Source organism: uncultured Planococcus sp. (genome assembly GCF_947501725.1).
GTDB classification, from domain to species: domain Bacteria; phylum Bacillota; class Bacilli; order Bacillales_A; family Planococcaceae; genus Planococcus; species Planococcus donghaensis_C.
In genome coordinates this window covers 448852-465548 of the sequence record NZ_CANMXD010000002.1, presented here as the reverse complement: position 1 = coordinate 465548, position 16697 = coordinate 448852, and the positions used below count along the sequence as shown (strand labels likewise).

Below are 16697 nucleotides of genomic sequence, written 5' to 3'. Positions count from 1 at the left end.
TTCCGATTCCAGACACATAACGCAATTGTTTTGTGAAAATACCCACAGAGCTTTAGTTGTCGGAAGCTGATTTTTCCTCTGTCAAAAAATTAAGCGCTGTTTGTGCAAGAATTGCCGCTCCTATCGGGAGGCAGCTTTCATCAATATCGAAAGTCGGCGTGTGGAGATCCCGGTGGACCCCATCTGTCAGGGAACTTCCTAGGAAAAACATGGAGCCTGGCAGTTTTTGTGTGACATATCCAAAATCCTCTCCACCCATGCCAAAAGGCTTTTTGGTGATCCGCAACTTTGGATAGAGTTCGTACATCGCTTTCAGGATCCTGTCATTAACGGCTGGGTTATTGACCAGTGCCGGCTCGCCTCTATGAATTTCCAAAAAATATTCGCCGTCCAGGTTTTCTACAATCGAGAATGCTTTGTTCAATTCGGTTGATAATAGCTCACGGATTTCAGTGGAATAGCTGCGGATCGTCCCCTCGATCTCCACTTCCGTCGGTATGATATTGCTTGCTGTTCCAGCATGAATTTGGCCGATGCTGATCACAGCTCCTTCTAATGCAGGCACTTTGCGTGAAACAATCCCGTGCAATGCCTGTAAAACAGGCCCAAGCATCCATGTTGGATCGGTTCCTAGTTCCGGATAAGCACCATGTCCGCCAGTGCCCATGATTTTCGCCTGAAAAACATCGACATTCGCCATGCTGTATCCATCACTGATCTGGACTTCTCCAGCAGGCAGCCATGGACACATATGAAGCGCAATTGCTGCCTCTACTCCGTCGTATGCCCCTGCCTGCACCAGGTAAGGAGATCCTGACATTCCTGCTTCGTCTATGCATTCTTCCGCTGGTTGAAAGATGAATTTAACAGTTCCTTTGATGTCATTTTTTTTGAACTGTTCAGCTAAAATTACAGTCGCTCCCAATAGAATCGCTGCATGCGCATCATGGCCGCAAGCGTGCATAATACCTGGATTTTGTGAACGATAATCGATTTCGTTTTCTTCTTCGATGGGAAGCGCATCAATATCCGCTCTGACGGCGATTGTCGGTCCTTCTCCGGAAGTCAAAGTTCCGATGACACTCGTTTCTAACCCGATTCCAATTTCCACCTTGACGCCATCAATTTCCTGTAAAGCTTGTGCAATATACTGAGAGGTTTTGAACTCCTGAAAACTGAGTTCGGGATATTGATGGAATGTGCGCCGCCATTCAATCAGTTTGTCTGCTAGGGTGTTGGCTTGATCGACAATATGATGTCCAGGCATCCACTATGCACCTCGAATCCTGAAATTTAAACTTTAAGTGCGTTTTCAACGTATTTGAAGGCTTGTTCAAAATCAGCAATGATGTCTTCGATATCCTCGATGCCGCAAGACACACGGATCAGGCCTTCAGGAATTCCCATTGCTGCGCGTTCTTCTGGCGTACACTCTACATGGCTTGTCGTCCGTGCTGGGCCAACGGTTGTTTCCACTGCCCCCAGATTGGCTGCACGGTGGGCATATTGCAATTTTGGAAGAAGGTCCCGTACCGTGTCGACGCCGCCTTTCACCGCAAAGCTGAGCATGCCGCCGAAATCCTTCATTTGTTTTTTCGCAATATCATGGTTTGGGTGCGTTTCGAGCCCAGGATAGAAAACATCTTCAACCAACTCTTTTGTTTGAAGGTATTTGGCAAGTTCCATCGCATTTTTGCATTGTTCACGTACGCGGAGATGAAGTGTTTTCATGCCGCGCAAAGTCAAGTATGCCGCCATCGGATCCATTGTAGCGCCGTTGATTTCGCGGTAATGGTAAACTTGTTCAACAAGTTCATGGGAACCGACCAATACTCCGCCTAAGGCATCTGCATGGCCGCCAAGAAATTTTGTTGCGCTGTGTATGACCAAATCCACACCAAGTTCAAGAGGGTTTTGGTTGATCGGCGTTCCGAATGTATTATCGATGATCACGAGAGCTCCAACTTCATGCCCCGCTTTTGCCATTCGTTCAATATCAGTGATTTTAACTGTTGGGTTTGTCGGAGTTTCCAAATAAAGGATTTTACACCCTTTTGAAACTTCCGCTTCAATTGATTCATGATTGCCGGTTTCGGCCAAAGCGACTTCAATATTTTGTCGTGGTAGAAATTCCGTGAAGATTTTGTTGGTGCCGCCGTATGTGTCTTTAACCGAAACAATGCGATCGCCCGGCAACAGGAATGTCGCTAGCGTATTGCTGATTGCAGCCATTCCGGTGGAAAAGCTGGTTGCCGCTTCGGCTCCTTCCAGAATCTTCACTTTATCTTCAAATGCCTGGACTGTCGGGTTCGTGTTGCGCCCATAGATGTGGCCTTTTTTCTTGCCGATCGCTACGTCATACCATTCGTCCATATCGTCATACGTATAAGCTACGCTCAATACTACGGGTACTTGAGTTGCCCCGTGAACCAAATATTCTTTTTCCCCTGCCCATACCGCTTTTGTCCCTGCATGAATATCTTTTTGTGTCATATGACCACTCCTCTTAGTTTTTTTGGAACTCATGATTGTTGTCGATTTCCACCCCTGTTTGGTGCTTTTGCAATTCTTGATAAGCAAACAGGGCAATGGCCGTATCCTGTACGCCGGTACCGGTTAAATCGCAAACCGTAATCTGGTTATCATTGTCACGGCCCTTCAACTCTTTGGAAGTCAATTGGCCAAGTTCTATAACCTGGGAAGCATCCTTTATTTCTCCGCTGTCCAAAGCATGGTGCAATTCTCCAAGCCTGGCACATTGCGCTTTGGCATCACAGACAACTTTATCCGCCGCTGCCAGGACTCGCGCTTCCAGTTCCTGCTTTTGTTCAGCGTCTGAGCCCATTGCTGTGATGTGAAGACCGGCATGCAGCCATTCTGCTTTTACGAGTGGCTCAGTTGCCGGAGTCGTTGTCACCACCAGGCCGCTGCCACGGACCACTTGTTCGGCACTTTCTGCTGCTTTGACTTCTTTGCCGAGAATTTCACTCATCTCTTCTGCGTATTGCCGGGTCCGCTCTTCAGATCTCGCATATACAAGAACCCTTTTGAAATCTCTGACCAATGCCAATGCTTTCAGCTGGAATCTCGCCTGGCTTCCTGCTCCGATCACTCCGACAGTGTCGATGTCTTTACGCGCGAGATAGTCGGCGGCAATCGCTCCAGCCGCTGCAGTCCGGATTTCGGTCAAATAGCCATTATCAAGGAACAGTGCTTGCGGAATACCTGTTTGTGCACTCAGCAGCATCATAAAACCATTGCCGCTCGGCAAGCCGATTTTGGGATTATCAAAAAAACCGGAAGACACTTTGATGGCAAACATCTCTTTGCCTTTCACGTATGCTGTCTTGACATCCACTTCACCGTTATGGTCATGGATGTCTATCCGCATGATGGACGGCATCTCCACTTGCCCCTGCACCAATTTGTTGAATCCGTCTTCGATCACCATCATCGCTTCCTGATTCAAGGTGATATATCGTTTTACTTCCTGCTCTGTATAGATCAGCAACTTTCCAGCACCTCCTTAAATGGAGTTCTCTATTTAATTAAGATTTCGCCCTTGATGTGCAGACCTCTAGGCAGATTCGCTAAAGTTTCACAGCCATTCTCTGTCACGCGAAAAGCTTCACTTACTTCAAAACCGGATTTGTCATACCACATTCCCGGAATTAGATGAAATGTCATATTCGGCTCGAGGATGGTCCGGTCGCCTTTGCGAATGCTTGCTGTATGTTCCCCCCAATCCGGCGGATAGTTCAAACCCACTGGGTAACCGAGGCGGGACTCTTTTTCGAAACCGTATCTAGCAATCGATTTGGTCCAGACTTCGCATATCTCTTCAAGGGCAATTCCAGGTTTGATCATTGCCAGACATTCTTCGAGCCCTTCCAACGTCACTTGCACAAGTAACTTCATTTCTTTGCTTGGCGTTCCGATATGGACAGTCCGTGCCAAAGGTGAATGATATCGTTTATAACAGCCGGCCAATTCCAAAATCACTGATTCATTGTTCTTATAGCGGGCATCCGTCCATGTCAGATGAGGCGTCGATGTTTTTTCCCCTGATGGCAGCAGCGGCATGATGGCTGGATAATCCCCACCGAACTCCTCTGTACCTGTCACTTGCGCATGCAGGATCTGGGCGGCCACATCACATTCACGGATTCCTTCATTTATCATCTCAATGCCCACAGTCATTGCTTTTCCGGCGATTAAAGCAGCCCGCTTCATGTAAGTGATTTCTTGTTCGGATTTTATAAGCCGGATCCAATTCACCAATGAAGTCGCGTCTTGGAAATGGACATTCGGCAAGCCTTTTCTCAATTGTTCATAACATTTTGCAGTAAAATAATAATTCTCCATTTCAACGCCTATACTGCGATTGTGCTGTCCGATTTGCTTAAGAATATCAGCTACAAAATCCATTGGATGCTTTGTATCCGACTGAACATAGGTATCCGGATAAGGAATGATGTTGTCATGGTACAGCCATGTTGTAATTTTTGCTCCATTTGCATCCATTGTCCGCCCTACCCAGATCGGCTGGTCTTCGTCATCAATGACGATCAGCATCTGATGTACATAAAACGACCAGCCATCGTAACCAGAGAGGTAGTTCATATTCGCCGGGTCGGTGATCAGCAAGACTTCTATCCCCCTCGCCGCCATCCGCTCTTTTGTCTTCCGTATTCTTTCTTGGTACTCTGCTGTTCCAAATGACATGAAAAATCCCTCCTCAACGCATAAGGTTTTTGAATTTTCGGAATAATATTTCCGTGAGTTCAGTATAGAACATCCTTTGCCAAACTATCATCTGCAATATTGTATGAAGATTTACATTTATCGTAGTCATATTTTATTGTTAGTCTATCGCCTCATGACAAAAAACCGCCATCCGAACTCTGAGTTGCAAGTTCGGATGGCGGTTTATCCATTTGTATTTTCTGCGACGCCAATTTCCCAAGTCTTCAGGCTTAAGTCCAATAAGAACAAATCATCGGGGTCAATAAGAGATAATCCCGTCAAAGATTCGATTTTTCTTAGGCGGTACAATAAAGACTGCCGATGCAAACTCAAGGCCCTCGCCGATTGGCTGACATTTCCATGGTTCTGGTTATAGGATTTCAGTGTCCCGATTAAGTCCATATTCCGCAGATTGTCATATTCAACAAGTGGTTTAATGGTGCTCATAACCACTTCTTTCATTTCCTCATTTTGGGCAAGAGTCAACAGTACTCGATCTATACGTGTATCGCTATAGAGCATGCGTTGGCCTTTTCCTTTTTTCCGCCGGCCGATATCCAATGCCAAGGTGGCGTGACGATAACTTTCAGACAATCCTTGAAAGTTCTCGCTGTAATCTCCAATTCCCCAGGAAATGACGACTTCCGGCAACAGATGTTTTAAACGGCGGTCCGCTAAATCCAAAAAATCAACGACGTGATCATAATTTGTTTCCGCAGGCTTTTCCAGATAAATCACCAGTTGGTGCCCTTGATAGGTCATCATAATTTCTCTTCTCAACGACTGGGCAGCAAAATAGATTTCTTCTTCTATATAGCGAATCATGCTTTCTGTCCATTGAGCATAAGAATCATAATCCTTTTTTCGTTTTTCAAATAGCTCTTTGAAGTTTTCAGGAAACCCGACCATGCATATATATGGCAATTCCAGATTATACCCCAGAAGCTTGGCTCTCGAAAATGCTTGATTTGCAGACATATATTCTCCTGTGGCAATTTCCTGGACGAAATCGCTGCGCAGGTTTATTTTCGTTTCTTCAATGGCATTTTTCCTTGAAAGCCATAACGATATGGTTGTCGCAGCATGTTCAAGCACCGCTACCCTGTAATGCGTCAAATAAGAAACCACTGGCGTTTCTTTGGGTAATATCACAAAAATATAGCCTTGGGGATCTTCTGAAACTTGCAGAACCGGAATCTGCAAGATCACTTTACCATCAAGAAGCGCCGTCCGGAATTTCCGCAGCAGGGGGTCGTTATTCACCAGATCCGCTTCTCTCCTTATCGGAAAATCCCCCTGCATTACAGCATTTTTCCATTTCTGAATAAAACTTTGTGGATACTCACTTTTAGCCTGGATAAACCCGTTCCGGTCAGTTATCAGAAGTTGGCAATCAAGCTGCTGTTGAATGTACTTTGAGATATGATCCAAGTCCGTATCGCCTAAAATAAGCTTCAATAATTCCCGCTGTACTTTTTCTGAGCGCTCACGGTCTTTGTATTGGGTATCATTGATGTTTTGCATCACTTCTTCAATAATAGTGGAAAATCGCACTTCCCAAGGAATTTCAATAATGGGGAAGTTTTGTCGTTCTGCCAATTCTTTGACTTCTGCCGGAATATCAAAAACATGGCGGCCAATTGCAATCATCAATGCTGAAGCATTTGAATCAATGATGTCTTGCACAAATTTTTTAAAACTTTCCAGATCGCCATGGCATCCTATAGCAGTCGTCAGGACAAGCTCGTTTTGACGGACAAAATTTTCGACCGGCATCTCCATTACAGATACCCAATGGACAGGACGCTCAGCCACAGAATCTTTTGCCGTTAAAATGCGGGCATTTTCTAAAATCCCATAATTCACTACACTCTTTACCGTTAATTGCATGGTATCCCCCCATCGCGCTCCAACAGATTTCTATTTGCCGCAAGCAAATAAAGTTTGTTCCAACTCTTTAACACTAATTATAGCATTGCAGAAAATGCGGGGGACACATTAATCAGAATTAACAGTTTTCTTTATTCCGCAGACGGATCCTTACTGGCTACCCGATCATCTATGAGAAGTATATGTTTTGAGCAACTTGAACAAAATCGAAAGATCCACGTTCCTGCCGGTGATAATGACAACAAGCGCTCCATTTTGATGTGGGATTTGATTGCCTAATACAGCTGCTATCCCGGTTGCCGCTGCGCCTTCCACGATCATCCTTTCCTTATCCATCATATAGGCCATCGCATAGCCGATGTCTTCTTCAGGAATCAAAACCAGCTGATCCATGTATTCTTCAACCATATCAAAAGTATAGCGATTATCGAGGCCGATCCCTCCAAGCAAACTGTCCGCAAGCGTTTCACTTTCTTCCATTTCAAGCGGTTTACCTGCTTTTAAGCTTTCGTGCATGACAGCGGATCGCTCCATTGAGACGCCGGTTATGCGGACATCTGGGCTATTGGTCTTTAAAGCCAAGCCGATTCCTGAAAGCAATCCGCCTCCCGATAAGGGAACCAGCACGTCCGATAAAGTGGGCAGGTCTTCTAAAAGTTCCAAACCTATCGTTCCTTGTCCAGCAATAACGTAGGGTTCATCGAATGGCTCGATTACGGTGTAGCCTCTTTCCTTCTCCAATTCAAAGCAGCGTACACCAGCTGCATCCTGGCTTTCCCCCACTATTTCTAACCGGGCACCAAGTCTTTCCAAGGAATCCACCTTCATTTTCGGGACACGGCTTGAAATGCAGACCGTTGCCTCGATTCCAATATTTTGCGCTACAAATGCGACCGCCATCCCATGATTTCCAGTTGAATAGGTTGTGACTCCCCGTCTCTTTTCATCGTCACTTAAGCTTAGGATTTTATTGGCAGCGCCTCTGATTTTAAATGCGCCAATTTCATGCGTATTCTCCAGTTTCAAGTAAACCGGCCGACCTGCTCTTTCAGATATGGCCAAAGACTTGATTAGAGGCGTCTTCTTTACAAGAGAAGAAATTCGTTTCCGTGCTTCCCATACTTCCAGTATTTCCATATGTCTGTTCAAGCCGAAAGCCCCTTTCTCTGCACAAATGCTTTAGGTAAATCTTAGCCTGTTGCATCGAATATATCTATTGCTCAACATGGCTGATTTATCAGCAGAAGTTTCATACAGTTTAGCAAGGAGCTCAGCCGGTTTTCTTGTCCACAGCAAACAAGTCGCAAAAATTTTACGGCTCAGCTCTTGGTTTTCCGGCCATTACTGATGGAAAGGATTTTTCCATTCCATCAACAATGCGTAATTCCCAGACTCTTGATCTTCCACATAATCGGCTATTACAGAAACCGGCGTTCGCCCGCAGCGCAGCAAAAAAGAAATGACCGGGTCTTTTAATTTCCCTGCTATTACTTGTTGTGCATACTGTTCTGCTGAGAGCGTATTTGAGAATTTATGATAGCCCGGCATCCTTCCCCCACCCAGCAGACGTTCCAATCCATCATGCACCACACGCTCATACATCGACTGCATCAGAAGCTGGCCAAGTTTCAACGAACGGAATTTCGGCAGGATGCAAATATCAACGACATACAATGTTGCGCCGTCGGAGTTGTGATTTCGGATATAGCCATCATCTGTTATCTCCTGCCATGTGTGCGCTGGATGCGCAGGATCAAAGTCCGTCAGCAATGCCGTCATCGATCCTGCCATTTCTCCTTCAACTTCTATACACAACGCCCCTTGCGGATACAAGTCCACATGATTCGCCAATTGTTCATCATTCCACCAAAGTTCTGATGGAAACGGAGGTGGAAAACTTTCCTTCTGAATGGCAATCAGTTCCGGAAAATCAGCTTTAGTGTAATTGCGGATCTCCACTTTCACGGGCCGATCGCCGCCAAACACATATTGGGACTTCTTATACATATGCTTTCCCTCCTTTCTCCTTATCATACTTCACTCCGGACTATGAAAAAAGCTGCTCAATTTTGAGCAGCTTCACCAAGGGATAATTAGATTGGAGGCAATACATTTGGTCCACTCAGGGCAACGACTGCCAATAATGCGGCATATGCAACAGACTGGATGAACAATCTCTTTTTCATCATTTCAACTCACCTCCATTTTCTTCATCGTAAGTTTGATAGAAATAAGCTTTTTCCCATTGTTGCTGATTTCGGTAATGGGCTGCGAGTTCCGCAGCAACATTTTTTGTTTCCTTTATATAACCATTCTTTCTGAAAAATGGAAGCATTGTTTCTTCACAATAGGCCATAAGGTCTGGTTGGGAAAAATTTCTTTTCTCAAAATAAATAGCATAAATATGGAAATATTGATCTTTGGATGAGTTGCTTATCGCTTTCAACTCTTCAATCTGTATAGCTGAATTTTGGCCGCCTTCAACCATGGACTCCAAAAGACTGGTCAAGACTGCTTTATAGAAATACGTGTCGGGCTCGACTTTTTCCTTTAACGCCTGGAGAATCTCCAGAGCTTCACCATGCGCATTTTTCAGCCTCAGCAACTCTGTGTAATTATAGAGCGTTTGATTGTGCAATACTGACTGCTTCGTCAGATGAGTATTGCGGATCAACACTTCGTAAAGGCTTTCTGCCTGAACCAGCAGATTTCTGCGGGTATAATTGATTGCCAAAAGTATCTGCGCATGGAGCAGCCGGATGTAATTATGGTGCAGCTGAAAAGAGCGGACGGCCAGTTCGGCAAAATGCGCCGACAGTTCATGGCGGTCTGCCAAAACCAGCATCCGGGCCTTTTGATAATAGAACTCTCCTTCGAATTTTTGGGGAATACTTTGGATGCCCAGATCCAAACTGTTGAGAAATTCAAGAGACTTCGTATTATCCCCCATCATGGACCAGTACAAGGATTGGAAAAATTGGTGGACCCAATGCTCCGGAGCCAAAAAAGACGCTTTCATACGTTCCAGCATTTTTTTCTGTTCTTCTGCTTTCATGAGATCCGTATCGTAAATATAAAAGCGGAATTTATAGAGTTCGTATTGATTGACCAACTCTGTAGATTGGATATAATCATTTTCTGTTTCCAACTGCTTGTATATTTCACGCATCGTTTCAAGATCATAATGGAGGGAACAATCAATGAATTTTCCAATGATTTTCTCTAAACGCATATGTTTTTCAACTTCTCTGTTCAATAGAACGCCCATTTTCAATAACAAGGCTTTAATGGTCGATTCATGAGGACTGTAAGCGTTGGACTCGATCTTGCTTAAATGTGAAATCGAGCAGATGCCTTCAGCCAGTTGTAACTGGGTCAGTTTGTTTTTCGTCCGGTAATACTTGATGATTGAACCAGCGTTCATATTTTCACCCTTTTTTTACAGAATAAATAAAATATACCATAAAAAGAAACTTCAATCAGCAGGAGCTGGATGTTCCGTTGAATCAAGATAAAAAACAACCCTGGCATCTCTGCCAGGGTCGCTTCCTTCGCTACTTGCTTATTTCATTACTGAACTCGTGAAAAACCGAATCCTGATGCGTAGTCATCGCCATAGCCAGCACCTGAACCCGACAGGATATCATATGCTTTTGCACGATTTTGAAGATTAGCTCTCACTTGGACATTGGTCGCACTTGGGTTCGTTGCCCATACTTTTGCTGCAAGTCCTGCTGCATGCGGTGAAGCCATCGAAGTTCCACTGATTGTTGCATAACCGCCCGTATACCAAGCTGAGTAAATTGCTGCACCTGGTGCGGATAGTTCAACATCGTATTTACCGATCGAATAATCACCATCTGTAGAGCTATAGCCGCGTGAAGAGAAATCCGCTACACGGTAGGTGCCATTTTGGATGACGTTTTCAAGTGCCGCCACTGCCACGGCATTCTGCAATGCTCCCGGGAAACCGATCGATCCTTGATAAGGACCTGAGTTTCCAGCTGCCGCAATGATCAATACGCCTTTGTTGTAGGCATAGTTGACTGCGTTCGTGATCAAGCTGCTTTCAGCGGAAGATCCCAAAGACATATTGATGACCACTTTCGTCTTTAATGCAGTGGCTTGATCCGCAACGTGGCGGATGGCAGCTGCAATATCATCAGAAGAACCGGATCCGTTATCCCCTAGTACTTTATATGCCCATAGATCAGATTGAGGAGCCACCCCGTATAAGCCCCCGTTCCCGTTCGCCAGCGCAGATCCTGCTACGTGCGTGCCATGCCCCTGACGATCTGTACACGTACCATTTGTGATGCTTGCACCAAGGGTGAAGTCTTTACATTGCTCTATGTTATTCGCTAAATCCGCGTGGTTTACGTTGACGCCAGTGTCGAGTACGGCGATGTTAATGCCGGCTCCTCCTGAAGACTGAGCAAGGTTGGCGTTATTGTAGATAGCCTTGATCCCCCATGGTGTTGATTGAGCAGCCGCCATAGTCGAGTATTTAGCCAGTGGTTCAGAAGACGTTTCTTCAATGCTGTATTCAGGGACTTTTTCAACGACTATATTTTTGTTTTTCTGAAGAGCTTCGAATTGTTTCTCATTCATATTGGTGGTGAATCCTTCATTATCAAAATCCCAGTGCACACCGTATTGGTTTTTAGCGTTTTTCAGCTCTTTTTGGTTTGCCGTATCAATCAATACACGGAACTTCTCATTGCCGTTTGCTTTTTCAGCGGAATTCCCGTTTGCGCTGACTCCCATTGCCGGTACTAACAACGCAGCTGCCAGCATTGCTGTCGTGATGAATTTTGCCGATTTCTTCATCATTCAATCCCCTTTTCCAATATGGTTTATGGCGGCCAAGATCCAGCGACGGCGTCCCGCACTTTCACACCTTCCAAACTTGATGGCCCTGCCACATCTTTAAAGTTAGCAGAAGTTTCAGTTTTCCGTAATTGGGAAATTTTTTCGTTAAACTATGTAATTATTCTTGAACAGGTCTAATTGCTCAATCAAATATACCTACAATAGATTTTTCCAAAAAAAAAAAGCCGTAAAGCCAAACCCTCATGGCGTTACAGCATTTACACTCAATGACCGTCAGTAGATTTCTTTTTTCATGAAATATATACAAGCTTCATATGGCTGCAGGACACCTTTAACACGCTCATCATAATTGGTCAGAAGAAGCTCCGCATCGTAAGGCGTATTCCATGTGCAGGTGCTGTCAGTTAAATTCGAAGCAATGAGCATTTTTGTATAGCGGTCTTCCCGGACGTACGCGTATACATCCGGACATCCGGAATCAGTCAGATTAGTGGTTCCATACACCAGCACGTCCCAATTTTGGCGAAGATGGATCATTTTCTTATAATAGGTCCAAATAGATTTCGGATCATCTTTTTGAGCCTCGACATTCAACCATTTATAATTCGGATTTACTGCAAGCCAAGGTTCGGTCTTGGAGAACCCCGCATAGTCCTCGCTGTTCCATTGCATCGGCGTACGGGCATGGTCACGACTGATTTTTTTAATAATTTTCATCAGTTCCTCATGGGATGCACCTTCCCTGCGATTGTACCGATACATATTTTTAGTTTCGATATCATTATACATTTCAATATCGTCAAACGGAGCATTGGTCATGCCGATTTCCTGTCCCTGGTAAATGAAGGGCGTGCCCTGCATGAAAAAATACATGCAAGCCAATGCCGTCGCACTTTCAAACCAATAATCCTGATCATTTCCCCAAATCGAAACCGTTCTTGGACGATCATGGTTTTCCAAGTACAGCGAATTCCAGGCGATGCCATGCGCCGCTTTTTGCCATCGGTCCAGAACTTCTCTTAGATCCTCCACATCCAATCCGGCATCAAAGCTGCTGCTTGCTGCTTCAAGAGCTTCCCGGTGGAAAATCATATTGAATTTCCCTTCATGCTCGCTGATCCATTGTTCCATATCTTGTGATTTGACGCTATTCGCTTCGCCGACAGTGACGATATCGTAATCCGAAAAAGTCTTATCCCGCAGTTCTGCCAGCATATCCTGCAATCCTTCCACTTCGGTGAACTTTTCCCAGGCCGGCACATAAGGTAGATTTTTAGGATTGGGCATATCACTGTAATCTTTTTTTATATGGTTGATGGCATCCACGCGGAAGCCATCAACTCCTTTATCCAGCCACCAGCGGATCATTTTGTATACAGCTTCACGCATATCTTGGTTTTCCCAGTTCAGATCTACTTGGTTTTTTGTGAAGATATGCAAATAATATTGATTTGTCTTCGGATCGAATGTCCAGGCGGGTCCCCCGAAAATACATTCCCAATTGGTTTGTTGGTCCCTCCATACATACCAGTCACGTTTCGGATTTTCTTTGGAGGAGCGGGACTCCAAAAACCATGGATGCTGGTCGCTTGTGTGGTTGATGACCAGGTCGATGATGAGTCTCATGCCTCTTTTATGCACTTCTTCAAGGAGACGGTCAAAATCCGCCATCGTCCCCATCTCCTCCATGATAGTTTGATAGTCGCTGACATCATAACCATTATCTACATTCGGAGATTTATACATCGGACAAAGCCAGATAATATTGATGCCCAAATCGTCCAGGTAATCCAGTTTTTCTGTCACGCCATTCAAATCACCGATGCCATCTCCGTTCGAGTCCTTAAAACTGCGTGGATAAATTTGATAGACTACTGCTTCTTTCCACCATGTTTTCTTCAAAGTACTCTCCCTCTTCCTGAAATTGGAAATAAGTGGTGTTGACTCTTATAGCTGTTCGGCTCCACTCTTTATTGATCAAATAGCTGAAACCTGTTCTTTAAGGCTGTCTGTCCATTTCCAGTCACTGATGTCGGCAGCCTGCGACACGTGGTGCGGCTTGCTTGCGCCTACAATCGCTGAAGTGACGGCCGGCTGGTTGAGGGTCCAGGCCAGTGCAAATTGCGACAGATTATAATCTTTATCGTCCATCAATTCCTTATAGGCTGCAACTTTTTCAAAGTTGGCATCTGTGAAATAATGCTGGATGAGTTCTTCTCCTTTTGCCGCGCGGCTGTCTTTGGGCATGTCCCCTTTTTCTTTATATTTTCCAGACAGCACGCCTCGCGCCATCGGACTGTATATCAGCAAGCCCATTTTCTCAGCTGCACAATAGGGAGCTACTTCACTTTCCAATTCGCGGGACAATAAATTATATTGCGACTGGCTCGATACAAAATGCTCATATCCATGCAACTCACTGATTCCCCGCGCTTTTGCCATTTGCCAGGCCGCATAATTCGAACAGCCGATATAGCGGACCTTCCCTTGCCTTACCAAATCAGTGAGCACGGATAAGGTTTCTTCCAATGGGGTGCTGTTGTCGAAACGGTGCACCTGATAAAGGTCGATCCAATCCGTCTGCAACCTCCTCAAAGATTCTTCTGCCTGCTGCATGATATGGTGTTTCGAGAGACCCTGCTGATTGGGTCCTTTGCCCATCGGCAAGCCCACTTTTGTAGCCACTACCGCATTATTCCGTTTTCCTTTCAGGTAACGGCCAACAATTTCTTCGCATTCGCCAGTTCCGTACTTAAATGATTCATCCTGTCCTTTGCCATAAAAATTGGCTGTATCGATCACATTGATGCCTCTGTCCAGCGCAATGTCCATTATGTCGAATGAAGCCTGCTCGTCGATCCAACGGCCGAAAGCCATCGTCCCCAAGCTTAAGTTTGAAACTCTTAACCCTGTTCCTCCTAAATTCCTGTACTCCATCCAATCCCCCCTATTGACCACTGCCCGAATCCACAGCGATTCTTTACTCTTTTTATTCAATATTCCTTTGGGAATCCCTGCAATTAAGCTCAAATTTTTATTAGAAAAACCATTATAAAAAGCCACCTGTAAAATTTCTTTACAGATGGCTCTTCCCATTTCCTATTCTGCTTTATAATTTTCAAACACCTTCGCTGCAAATCCGGCAACATAATCACTGCCGCCATTATCTTCGATTGATTCGATCATCATCGCCAGGATAAAATCCGGACTTTCAGAATCGTAGGCGACGAAAAAGCCGTTTTCCTGTCCTTCTTCTCCAATGGCACCTTTCAATTCAGCGGTACCGGTTTTTCCGGCAATTTTCACGGTTGGGCTATTGGCTGACTGTGCATAGCCATCCACCACGACATTGCGCATGCCGGCGCGGAGCGTTTCAGCATTATCTGCGCCCAATATTCCATCCTTCCAAACCTGTCCTTTTTCCTCGTCCATGAACAGCAGAGGCTTGTACATGATGCCATCGGTCAGGAATGGCTCATACATAGTGGCCAAATGGAGGATATTCGTCAACATTTGCCCCTGCCCAAATGAAGTGTCAGCCAACTGACCTTCAGATCCGAGCGTTCCTTCGTTGGAAATCTGTGATGTCTGCAGCTCTAGGGCAAATGGAATCTCTTCTCCGAAGCCGAAGCTCTGCAAACCGGCAACAAATGCTTCATTGCCCAGTTCGAGCGCTTGGCGGGCAAAGTAGATATTGTCCGAGTACACCAGTGCTTTGTTCAAATCAATTGGATTGGGTGCTTCCGGATGCAGACGCGAAACCCGGTAATCTCCCCAGGAACCGTCTTTTTGCCACGTCGCCCCATCAATCTGCAGGCCTGCCGCTGGATCAAGCGTTCCAGCTTCCATGCCGATGGCCGCCGTGACAGGCTTGATCGTTGAACCGGGTGCATAAGCTGCGCCAAAGCGATTGAATAAAGGATTCAAAGGATCTTCAGTCAATTCTTTGTAGCGGCTTTCACTGATGCCCAGCATGTATTCGTTCGGATCATAGGCTGGCGAACTGGCCAACACCAGGGTTTCACCGGTGTTCGGGTCAACTGCAGCACTGGTTCCTGCTTCGCCTTCCATCGCATCAAAGGTCGATTTCTGCAATTCTGCATCAATTGTGAGGATAACGGTTTCCCCATTTTCCGGAGGTGTTTCCGCAACCGTCAGCTCTTCTCCTTGTTTATCAATCAGAATTTTTACACCGTTGGCACCATGAAGGCGTTCTTCAAGTGTCTGTTCAAGCCCTCTTCTGCCGATTGAATCCGTCGACGTATAGCCCTGGTCTTCCAACTCTTCCAATTTTTCTGCGGTAATGGGACCAATATAGCCGCTTAAATGCCCAAGGGCTTCTCCATACGGATACTCACGCATAGCGGTTTCCTGATAGGTGACTCCTGGAATCGCTGCCGCCTTTTCCAATAATTCCGTGTTGGTTTTTGCTGCTTTGGAAATCGGCACAAACTGATCCTCCTGAACCCAGGTTTGTCCCATTTTTTCATCGATGGATGCTGCAGAAATTCCGAGAATTCCCGCCAGCTCTTCTTTGGCGGCAGCATCTGTGAAGCTCTCAGGTACAACCCCTATATTATAGCCGGTTCCATTGATGGCTATCGGCTGTTCATTGCGGTCCAGGATTTCACCGCGCTCCGATTTTGTTGTGGACACACGTACTTCATCCCCTTTTTCCAGCTGTTCAAAAATGAACGATGGATCCCATTCAACAAACCACGCTTCCGTTTCATCCTGTGTTTCAAACAATAAAGTCATTGTCTTTTCAAACTCGACCGGTCCGGCCAATGTATCCATCTTCACCTGCACCGGGAAATCAGCTGGGTTTTCAGTATCCCATTCTGCATCTTCCGGCGGCTCAGTATAGCTCACCTCGACATTTTCAATTGCCAGCTCATCATAAAGCATTTGCTGCCGCTCGATAAAATCCTCCGAAGCGTAAGCTTCTTTTGTACCGGTATTTAAATAAGAACTATACATTTCCGAGAACTCTCCAGTGTTCCAGTGTTCTATGTATTCCTTCAACCTGTCTTCAGGTGTGGCCTGTTGCTGGCAGCCAGCCAGAAATACCAGGATGGCCAAAGCCAGAATGGCTGTTAATTTCTTCTCCATACCATAACCCCCAATTGTTTTCTTTATTTTACCAATAAATCCCCACAAGGTGAAAGAATAAAAGCTCCCCTGTGATATGAGCTGCTGAATATCACTTCTTTTCATTTCAATAGCCG

12 protein-coding genes are annotated in these 16697 nt (G+C 45.4%); all 12 read right to left on the bottom strand.

Annotation, left to right across the window (positions count from 1 at the left end; all coding sequences use genetic code 11):
- Positions 1 to 52: 52 nt before the first annotated feature.
- Complete coding sequence (locus Q0785_RS04500; RefSeq protein WP_298826057.1) at positions 53 to 1267, bottom strand: M20 family metallopeptidase; 1215 nt, start codon at positions 1265 to 1267, stop codon at positions 53 to 55.
- A 26-nt stretch (positions 1268 to 1293) separates the two neighbouring features.
- Positions 1294 to 2493: a cystathionine gamma-synthase family protein gene (locus tag Q0785_RS04495; protein WP_298826054.1), complete on the bottom strand. Its 1200-nt coding sequence runs from the start codon at positions 2491 to 2493 to the stop codon at positions 1294 to 1296.
- Positions 2494 to 2506: 13 nt separating this feature from the next.
- Complete coding sequence (locus Q0785_RS04490; RefSeq protein ID WP_298826052.1) at positions 2507 to 3511, bottom strand: cyclodeaminase; 1005 nt, start codon at positions 3509 to 3511, stop codon at positions 2507 to 2509.
- Positions 3512 to 3540: 29 nt separating this feature from the next.
- Positions 3541 to 4725 (bottom strand): M24 family metallopeptidase, encoded by a 1185-nt coding sequence (locus tag Q0785_RS04485; protein ID WP_298826049.1) that lies wholly within the window; start codon positions 4723 to 4725, stop codon positions 3541 to 3543.
- 204 nt (positions 4726 to 4929) lie between these two features.
- A complete protein-coding gene (locus tag Q0785_RS04480; RefSeq protein ID WP_298826047.1) occupies positions 4930 to 6636 on the bottom strand; it encodes a PucR family transcriptional regulator in 1707 nt (568 codons plus the stop codon).
- A 165-nt stretch (positions 6637 to 6801) separates the two neighbouring features.
- Complete coding sequence (gene eutB, locus Q0785_RS04475; RefSeq protein ID WP_298826044.1) at positions 6802 to 7785, bottom strand: hydroxyectoine utilization dehydratase EutB; 984 nt, start codon at positions 7783 to 7785, stop codon at positions 6802 to 6804.
- A 192-nt stretch (positions 7786 to 7977) separates the two neighbouring features.
- The gene (locus Q0785_RS04470) at positions 7978 to 8643 is read right to left on the bottom strand and encodes a GNAT family N-acetyltransferase (RefSeq protein ID WP_298826041.1); all 666 of its coding nucleotides are present in this window, start codon (positions 8641 to 8643) and stop codon (positions 7978 to 7980) included.
- Positions 8644 to 8821: 178 nt separating this feature from the next.
- Positions 8822 to 10060, bottom strand: a complete 1239-nt coding sequence (locus Q0785_RS04465; RefSeq protein ID WP_298826038.1) for a helix-turn-helix transcriptional regulator — start codon at positions 10058 to 10060, stop codon at positions 8822 to 8824.
- Positions 10061 to 10206: 146 nt separating this feature from the next.
- Positions 10207 to 11466 carry a S8 family serine peptidase gene (locus Q0785_RS04460; RefSeq protein WP_298826035.1) on the bottom strand — a complete coding sequence of 420 codons (1260 nt, stop codon included), beginning with the start codon at positions 11464 to 11466 and terminating at the stop codon, positions 10207 to 10209.
- A gap of 276 nt (positions 11467 to 11742) precedes the next feature.
- Positions 11743 to 13371, bottom strand: a complete 1629-nt coding sequence (locus Q0785_RS04455; RefSeq protein ID WP_298826032.1) for an alpha-glucosidase — start codon at positions 13369 to 13371, stop codon at positions 11743 to 11745.
- A gap of 75 nt (positions 13372 to 13446) precedes the next feature.
- Positions 13447 to 14406 (bottom strand): aldo/keto reductase, encoded by a 960-nt coding sequence (locus Q0785_RS04450; protein ID WP_298826028.1) that lies wholly within the window; start codon positions 14404 to 14406, stop codon positions 13447 to 13449.
- A gap of 162 nt (positions 14407 to 14568) precedes the next feature.
- The gene (locus tag Q0785_RS04445) at positions 14569 to 16581 is read right to left on the bottom strand and encodes a penicillin-binding transpeptidase domain-containing protein (protein WP_298826025.1); all 2013 of its coding nucleotides are present in this window, start codon (positions 16579 to 16581) and stop codon (positions 14569 to 14571) included.
- Positions 16582 to 16697: the final 116 nt, after the last annotated feature.